Below are 8,499 nucleotides of genomic sequence, written 5' to 3' on the forward strand. Positions count from 1 at the left end.
CGGCGGCTCCGTTTCATTTGACACGGCTGTTCTGCCTTCCGTATAATTCGCCGTAGGACGATGCAACCATATCGCCATCGTAGATGAAGAAGCAGAGTACAAGCGGTTTGGGCTGTTCCAGAGAGAGTGCGCCGTGGCTGCAAGCGACTCCAGCCTGCGTTTGGAAGGACGGCTTCGGATATCGCGCTTGCCGCTTCGCGCGGTGGGCGCGCGTGGACGGCGCGTTAAGCCGAAGAGGGGAACCGGCAAAGGTTCAAGCAGGGTGGCACCGCGGAAGCGCTCTTTCGTCCCTGCCGATGGGCATCGGCATCGACGAAAGGGCGCTTTTTCGCGCAGACAGGGGCCGCGATCGCGATTTCCCGCGGAGCGGCTCAGAGAAGAAGGAGGGAGTGCGCGTGGAGATCAGGCGGCCGAGAGGGACCCAGGACATTCTGCCGGGCGCCGTAGAGGCGTGGCAGGCGCTTGAGGCGGTCGTGCGAGACGTGTTTGAACGCGCGAACTACGAGGAGATCCGCACGCCCATCTTCGAACACACGGAGTTGTTCGAGCGCGGCGTGGGGGAGACGACGGACATCGTGTCCAAGGAGATGTACACGTTTTTGGACCGCGGCGGGCGCAGCGTGACCCTGCGCCCGGAGGGAACGGCCGGCGTGGTGCGCGCGTACGTGGAAAACAAACTGTACGGCCAAGGTAGCCTGACCAAGGTGTACTACCTCGGGCCCATGTTCCGATACGAGAAGCCGCAGCGCGGCCGGCTTCGCCAGCTGCATCAGGTCGGCGTGGAGGTGCTCGGATCGGAGTTGCCGGCCATCGACGCCGAGGTCATTGAACTGGGCTATTCGCTGCTCAAAAGGGTCGGCATGCGGGACATGACCGTGGAGCTCAATTCCGTCGGCTGCGGCGTCTGCCGGCCTCGTCACCGCGAGAAGATGATCGAACGTCTGCTTCCGCACAAAGGCGAACTGTGCGGGGACTGCCAGGTCCGCCTGGAGAAGAATCCCCTTCGCCTGTTCGACTGCAAGAACGAGTCGTGCCAACAGGTGCTGCGCGAGGCGGACGTGCCCTACATCGTCGACGAGCTGTGTGACGACTGCCGCCAGCACCTCGACGCCGTCGAAGGGTATCTCCGCGCGATGGACGTGCCCTATCGCCTCGAGAAGTCGCTGGTTCGCGGCCTGGACTACTACACGCGCACGGCGTGGGAGATCACCGTCCCCAACTTCTCCACCGTGCTCGGCGGGGGGCGCTACAACCGCCTCGTCGCGGAGCTCGGCGGGCCCGAGGTGCCGGGCATCGGCTTCGCCGCCGGGATGGATCGCGTCCTTGCCGTGCTGGAGGCGCAGGGCGTGGCGTTGGGCGAGCGCCCGCCGCTCGACGCCTACATCTGCGTGGCCGACGAGACGGCTGAGCACACCGCCATGGCGGTGCTCACCTCGCTCAGGCGGCTCGGCGTTCGCTGTGACCGCGACTACCAAGGGCGCAGCCTCAAGTCGCAGTTCAAGCAGGCCGACCGGCTCGGCGCGAGGTTCGCCGTCGTGATCGGCGAGAGCGAACTCGCCAAGGGGGCTGCCACCGTGAAGCACCTGGCGACCGGTGAGCAGCGCGACGTGCCGTTCGGGCAGTTGGCGGATCGGATACGCGAAGGAGGATGGACGTAAGTGGTGGAGGAGAAGCAAGTCGTGGCGACGGGCTGGCGGACCCATTTTGTGGCCGACACCGTGCGCGTGGAACCGAAGTCGGAGGTGCGCCTCGCCGGCTGGGTGCAGCGCCGGCGCGATCTCGGCAGCGTCGTATTTGTCGATCTGCGCGATCGGACGGGCATCGTCCAGCTCGTGTTCGATCGCGGCCGGGGCACGTCCGAGGAGGCGATGGACGTCGCGGACCGGCTGCGCAGCGAGTACGTGGTCGTCGTGGATGGCACCGTGGAGAAGCGCGATCCCGATACCGTCAATCCGAAGATTGAGACGGGCGAGATCGAGGTCGTCGTGCGAAGCGCGCGCATCGAGAGCGCGGCCAAGACGCCGCCGTTTTATATCGAGGACGGCATCCAGGTGGAGGAACCGGTCCGCCTGCGGTATCGCTACCTGGATCTGCGCCGCCCGGAGATGCAGCGCATCTTCGCGCTTCGCCACCAGGCCATCCGGGCGTTTCGCCGGTATCTCGACGATCGCGGCTTTCTCGAGATCGAGACGCCCATGCTGACCAAGTCGACGCCGGAAGGGGCGCGCGATTACCTCGTCCCAAGCCGCCTGCATCCGGGCGAGTTCTACGCGCTGCCGCAGTCGCCGCAGATCTTCAAGCAGCTGCTTATGGTCGCGGGCTTTGAGCGGTACTATCAGGTGGCGCGCTGCTTCCGGGACGAGGATCTGCGGGCGGATCGTCAGCCGGAGTTCACGCAGCTCGACATCGAGACGTCGTTTCTCCCCAAGGACGAGCTCATGTCGATGATGGAGGAGATGATGGCCGCCGTCTTCAAGGAGGTGGCGGGCATCGAGGTGCCGACGCCGTTTCTGCGCCTGCCCTATCAGGAGGCGATGGACAAGTACGGTTCGGACAAGCCGGATCTGCGCTTCGGCATGGAGATGACGGATTTGGCTGACCTCTTCGCCGGCACGAGCTTCCGCGTCTTCGCCGACGTGTTGGAGAAGGGCGGCGTGATCAAGGCGCTCGTGGCGCCCGGTTGCGCCTCGTACAGCCGCAAGCAGACGGACGATCTCGTCGCGTTCGTGAAGCCGTACGGGCTTGGTGGGCTCGCCTACGTGGCGGTGCAGGAGAATGGCTTCAAGTCGTCCATCGCGAAGTTCTTTACCGACGACGACTTTCGCCGGATCGCCGAGCGCGCGGGCGCCAAGGCGGGCGATTTGGTGCTCATCGGCGCGGGACCGCGGGACACGGTGCTGCCCGCGATGGGCGCGCTGAGGCTTCACCTTGGGCAGGAGCTCGGCCTCATCGACGAGTCCCAGTACCGGTTTTTGTGGGTGACGGATTTTCCGCTCCTGTCGTGGGACGAGGAGGAGAAGCGCTGGGTGGCCGAGCACCATCCGTTCACCATGCCGCAGGAGGAGGACATCCCGCTTCTCGACACCGACCCCGGCCGGGTGCGCGCGCAGGCGTACGACATGGTGCTGAACGGCTACGAAATCGGCGGCGGTTCCATGCGCATCTACCGCCGCGACGTGCAGGAGAAGATGTTTGCGGCGCTCGGTTTCTCGCCGGAAGAGGCGCAGGAGAAGTTCGGCTTCCTGCTGAACGCCTTCGAATACGGCACGCCGCCGCATGGGGGCATCGCATTCGGGCTGGATCGCATCGTCATGCTGCTCACCGGGGCGAAGTCGCTCAGGGACGTGATCGCGTTCCCGAAGACGGCGAGCGGCACGGATCTCATGGTAGGAGCGCCGAGCGAGGTGTCCGAAGCGCAGCTCGAGGTGCTGCACCTGCGCGTGCGAAAGACGAAGGATTGAAACGAGGGCGCGGTTTGAGGGACCGCGCCCTTCGTTTTGGGCAGCCAGCAGGGATGGGGCGGGCCAGGGAGGAATAGATCCGGGATAGAGGATGACATGCCTGAGGTGCTCGTCCTCCACACCATCGAATGAGGGTGGATGCCCATGCCCCATCTGCACGAGTGGCTGCGCCTTCACGCGCTCGCGCGCCCGTCGCACCCCGCGGTGTGCTTCCTCGACGCCACCATCACGTACGGCGAACTCGACGCCTACGCGGCCGCCATGGCGGCGCTGCTGGCGGACCTTCAGCTTGCGCGGGGCGACGCCATCGCGCTATGCATGCCGAACATGCCTCAGTTTCTCATCGCGAAGTGGGGAGCGGAACGACTCGGTGTCGCCGTGTCTCCCCTGAGCCCGCTCGCCAAGGAATGGGAGGTGGAGTACCAGCTGCAGGACCTCGGGCCGAAGGCGGTCATCTGCGACGAAGAGCGGCTCGAGATGGTGAGCGCGGTCTGCGAACGCCTCGGGATCCCGCGCGTCTTGTCCGTCTCCATGTCGGATTTTTCGGAGAGGTCGGGCGCACACGCGAGGGCTCGACGGGAGCGAAGCGCGGTCCAATTTGGTGATGGGCTCATGCCTCACCTTCGGGCCCGCCTGGGGCGCTCGGCGCACGCGCCGACGCCATCCGACGATGTGAGTCTCATCATGTACACGTCGGGGTCGACCGGGATGCCGAAGGGCGCCATGCTGACCTACGCCAACGCCGCCTACAAGGCCGATGCCGTGGTGTCGGCGTTGGGGTTGACCGAAGAAGACGTCGTGCTCGGCGCGATGCCGCTCTGCCACATCGCGGGGCTTCTCATGAGCGCGTGCACCACCGTTCGGGCCGGGGCCACGCTCGCCCTTCTTCCGAAGTTCGATCCCGATCTCGCCATGGACGCCATTTCGCAACACCGCGTCACGGTGATGTACACCGTCACACCGATGAACCTCGCCATCATGCAACATCCGCGCGCAGGCGACATCGACTTTTCCAGCCTGAGGTTGAATCCATGCACGAGCTTCGGCTCGTCGGTGACGGAACGCGTGGCGGCCGAGTGGAAAGCGCTTACGGGCGCGCCGATGTACGAGGCGGCGTATGGCCTCACGGAGACGCACACCGCGGATACGCAGATGCCGCTCGACGCCATCCGCTACGGCACGCACGGCAAGCCCATTCCCGGCACCCGCATCCGGATTGCGCCTTTGGACGATCCCGCCGGAGAACTCGGCCCCGGCGAAGAGGGCGAGATTTGGATTCAGAGCCCGGGCGTCATGAGGGGCTACCTCCACCGGGACGATGCGACGCGCGAGGCGATTCAGAACGGCTGGCTCCGCACCGGCGACATGGGGCTCGTGGACGAGGAAGGCTATCTCGTCTTCCGCGGCCGCAAGAAGGAGATGATCAAGTGCTCGGGGTACAGCGTGTTTCCGGAAGAGGTGGAGCATTGGCTGTCTCGCCACGAGGCCGTGCGACAGGTAGCCGTGATCGGCGTGCCGGATCCGCAGAAGGGCGAGGTGGTGAAGGCCTTTGTGGTGCTTCAGCCGTCGTTCGTCGGACGCGTGACGGAGGCGGACATCATCGCGTGGAGCAGGGAGAAAATTGCGCACTACAAGTGCCCGCGGCACGTCGAGTTTCGCGATTCCCTCCCGACCACGGGCACGGGCAAAGTGCTCCGGGGCGTCCTGGCGGAAGAGGAAGCGGCGGAGCGACAAGCGACCTGAAGGGAGACGCTTAGAGAGCGCTGAGGTGACAGTGGTGCTCCCTACACGGCTTTGTCGGCCGGTGCGGATTCGTTCTGCCCAAACGGCGCGAAGGATCCGATGGCCGATGTCCGGATCGGGTATTGACGATGCTGTAATGGATAACCATTTGGAAACGAAAGAACGCATAGAACGTTGTGACGCGAGTCGCCGCGCACGATGCTCGAACGGGGCACGAGCGCGGCGACCATGCTGTCGCGGATGCTCACATCAGACATCACAGGGCGGTTTTGCACCGGTAGATCAAAGGAGATGTGCATCTGTCGACGCGAATTCGACAAAGCACGCTTGATCAGACCCAACGTCTGCTGTACATTACAATTATCAATTTCAATATCGATGGTGATCAATATGAAAGACCAGGATCTCCTCGAACGTCTCCACGCCTTGGCGGACAAGAGCCGATTTTACATTCTTCAACTGATGGCCAAAGGAGCGATTGCAACCTGCTGTGATCGAATTGAGGCGTATGAAAACGGGTGTTGTGTCGGTGATGTGGTGGCTGTCACTGGACTATCGCAACCAACTGTTTCTCATCATCTCAAAGTTCTTGAGAAGGTGGGATTGGTTCGCCGAGAGTCCCGAGGTCCTTGGACTTGTTACTTTCCAAATCCTCAAGCGATGCAGGAGTTGGTCGACGCACTCACGACTGTACTGATTACGCCGGTTCATTCTCACCAACATGAGCAAGGGGCGTGTTGTCCATGTTCGCATGAAAGCCCCATGTCGCCATCGACGTGCGAAACTTCCATGAATCGCTGAAGTTCTATCAAAGTCTTGTTTGGCGTCGAGCCTGTTCGCGTTCGGCGGGGTTACGCCAAGTCTGATTGGGATACACCACCTCTCAATTTTCTATAAACGAGCATGCATTCGGCGGGGTGGGAGCTCTGAACCACCTTGGATTGCAGGTGTCGTCTGCGGAAGAAGTCCTAGCTGCTAAGACACGATTGGCTCGCGACCTCCGATGAGATGAACACTACGTGTTGTTACGCGTTGCGGGACAAGATTTGACTAACAGGTCCAAATTTATGGCGAGGTTTGTTCGGGCACGTTCACAACAAGGAGGAAGCTCATGACGTATGTCGCAATTTCGTTGTTTTTGGTCACGCTTATCCTCGTCATATGGCAACCGCGAGGCTTGTCGATTGGCTGGAGCTCGATGGGAGGGGCGGCGCTCGCGCTTCTGTTCCGCGTGGTCACGTGGCGAGATGTATGGTCTGTGACTCGAATCGTGTGGGACGCGACCCTCGCCTTCGTGGCCATCATTGTGATTTCCACGGTTCTTGACCAAGTCGGATTTTTCGAGTGGGCAGCTTTGAAAATGGCGAAGGCCGCGCGTGGAGATGGGAAGAAGGTCTTCTTGTACGTCATCCTTCTCGGCGCGCTTGTGGCTGCCGTGTTCGCGAACGATGGGGCGGCCTTGATTCTCACGCCCATCGTTCTGGAGAAGATGAGGTTGCTCCAATTGGACGCCCGGCGCATGTTTCCATTCGTCATCGCGAGCGGCTTCATCGCGGACACCACATCGCTTCCGCTCGTCGTGAGCAACCTTGTGAATATCGTGTCTGCGGATTATTTCCACATTGGTTTTCTGACCTATCTTGCACACATGATGGTGCCCGATGTCGTCTCCTTTCTGGCGAGCGCTGGGGTCCTGTACCTGTATTTCAGAAGGGATATCCCTGAGCGTTACGAACCGGATTTCCTTCCTCGACCAGCCGAAGCCATTGCGCACCGAGGACTGTTTCGCGCTTCTTGGGTTTTGCTCATTGTGCTCATGGCGGGCTACATGGTGACGGAGATCGCGCATGTACCCGTGTCATTTGTGGCAGGGACCATCGCCATCGCCTTACTGGTGTACGGCGGCCGCGTCCGAGTGATTCGGCCCTGGTCTGTCATTCGGGGCGCGCCGTGGGCGATTGTGTTTTTCTCCATCGGTATGTACGTCGTCGTGTATGGGCTGCGCAACGTGGGCCTGACCCGCCTGCTTGGGGGGATCATTCAGATCCTCGCCGATCACGGACTGCTGGCCGGCACGCTTGGGATGGGCTTTCTCGCGGCCGTGTTGTCGAGCGTGATGAACAATATGCCGACCGTGATGATCGACGCGCTCGCCATTCACGGCGCTCATGTTCCAGATCTGGTGAGGACGTCGCTCGTATATGCCAATGTCATAGGCTGTGACCTGGGTCCGAAACTGACACCCATCGGATCATTAGCCACACTGCTTTGGTTGCACGTCCTTCGGCAAAAGGGCGTGAACATCACCTGGAGCACCTACATTCGAACGGGTGTCATCCTGACGGTGCCGACCCTGTTGCTCACCTTAATGGGATTATATGGATGGTTGTCGATTGTGAACTAGCCTTCGCGATCGCAAACATAGGAGAGGAGCGAAAGCTGTATGTCACGCAAGCGAATTTATTTTCTTTGCACTGGAAATTCGTGCAGAAGTCAAATGGCAGAAGGATGGGCGCGTCATTTGGGAGGAGAGCGGATCGAAGTTCAGAGCGCAGGCGTTGAGGCGCACGGCTTGAATCCCCGTGCCGTGCAGGTGATGCGCGAGGTGGGGATTGACATCTCGCATCATCGGTCGAAACTGATCGATCCGGACTTTCTTGAACAGGCGGATTATGTCATCACCTTGTGCGGTGATGCGAATGACCGTTGTCCCGTGACGCCGCCGCACGTGAAGCGCCTCCACTGGGGATTTCCCGACCCAGCCAAGGCGACGGGATCAGAGGAAGAGATTCTGAACCAGTTTCGTCAAGTTCGCGACGCCATCGGCGCGCGGATCCGTGCGTTTCTCGAGGAGGAACTGTCATGAATGTGGAGGTTCGAATCGCGACACGAGAAGATGTAGCGGCGATTGAGAGGCACTGGAAATGGGCCGGCCAGTGGGTCGATGTCCTGCGGATGGGAAAGTTGCTGCTCATGTAGCGCGGGAGAGCTTCGCGTCGGCATGTCGAGACCCATGGAACTCCGAGCGAGCTTCCTGAGGTCACGTACGATGCGGTGGCTTACTGCTCTGTCCAAATCGTGTTCGCCGAGATTCCGTGCGGAACTGCGCGCGTATGGGGTTTCGGCAGGGCTTGTTCTCGCGGGAAAACTCAAGATATCAAGGGAAACGCGCCAAGTTGGCCGCAAACCAACCCGCGTTTTAGGGGGCGGTTTGCCGGAGAAGGACTTCTTCGATGACAGCCCTCTGTGACGTGTCAGCGCGGTAAAATCCTCCTACGGGAATGCCACACGGTCC

Annotated in this window: 7 protein-coding genes; 6 read left to right on the forward strand and 1 reads right to left on the reverse strand. The window is 61.6% G+C overall.

Features of this window, described 5'->3' with window-relative positions:
- Positions 1-395: 395 nt before the first annotated feature.
- From hisS to AS26_RS12650, 3 genes are all read left to right on the forward strand, one after another.
- On the forward strand, positions 396-1,658 hold the full coding sequence (gene hisS, locus AS26_RS12640; protein WP_062310248.1) for a histidine--tRNA ligase: 1,263 nt from the start codon (positions 396-398) through the stop codon (positions 1,656-1,658).
- Positions 1,659-3,461: an aspartate--tRNA ligase gene (aspS, locus tag AS26_RS12645; protein WP_083516111.1), complete on the forward strand. Its 1,803-nt coding sequence runs from the start codon at positions 1,659-1,661 to the stop codon at positions 3,459-3,461. It begins immediately after the preceding gene.
- Positions 3,462-3,605: 144 nt separating this feature from the next.
- Positions 3,606-5,204 carry a class I adenylate-forming enzyme family protein gene (locus AS26_RS12650; RefSeq protein WP_062310230.1) on the forward strand — a complete coding sequence of 533 codons (1,599 nt, stop codon included), beginning with the start codon at positions 3,606-3,608 and terminating at the stop codon, positions 5,202-5,204.
- Between the two features lie 41 nt (positions 5,205-5,245).
- On the opposite strand, the gene AS26_RS14490 is transcribed toward AS26_RS12650, so the two are convergent.
- A complete protein-coding gene (locus AS26_RS14490) occupies positions 5,246-5,593 on the reverse strand; it encodes a hypothetical protein (protein WP_062310234.1) in 348 nt (115 codons plus the stop codon).
- 1 nt (position 5,594) lies between these two features.
- Between AS26_RS14490 and AS26_RS14975 the strand changes: the two genes are divergently transcribed.
- The 3 genes from AS26_RS14975 (at position 5,595) to arsC (ending at position 8,070) form a co-directional block, all read left to right on the forward strand.
- Entirely contained in the window at positions 5,595-6,005 is a 411-nt protein-coding gene (locus tag AS26_RS14975) for an ArsR/SmtB family transcription factor (protein WP_169793507.1), read from the forward strand.
- Between the two features lie 310 nt (positions 6,006-6,315).
- Entirely contained in the window at positions 6,316-7,608 is a 1,293-nt protein-coding gene (locus tag AS26_RS12665) for an arsenic transporter (protein WP_062310241.1), read from the forward strand.
- A gap of 39 nt (positions 7,609-7,647) precedes the next feature.
- A complete protein-coding gene (gene arsC, locus AS26_RS12670; protein ID WP_062310245.1) occupies positions 7,648-8,070 on the forward strand; it encodes an arsenate reductase (thioredoxin) in 423 nt (140 codons plus the stop codon).
- Positions 8,071-8,499 lie beyond the last annotated feature (429 nt).

This window comes from Alicyclobacillus sendaiensis NBRC 100866 (assembly GCF_001552675.1).
Classification (GTDB): Bacteria; Bacillota; Bacilli; order Alicyclobacillales; family Alicyclobacillaceae; genus Alicyclobacillus; species Alicyclobacillus sendaiensis.

Coding starts and splice junctions, on each gene's coding strand:
- AS26_RS12650 (WP_062310230.1), top strand. CDS start 3,606: ATGCCCCATCTGCACGAGTGGCTGCGCCTTCACGCGCTCGCGCGCCCG.
- AS26_RS14975 (WP_169793507.1), top strand. CDS start 5,595: ATGAAAGACCAGGATCTCCTCGAACGTCTCCACGCCTTGGCGGACAAG.
- AS26_RS12665 (WP_062310241.1), top strand. CDS start 6,316: ATGACGTATGTCGCAATTTCGTTGTTTTTGGTCACGCTTATCCTCGTC.
- arsC (WP_062310245.1), top strand. CDS start 7,648: ATGTCACGCAAGCGAATTTATTTTCTTTGCACTGGAAATTCGTGCAGA.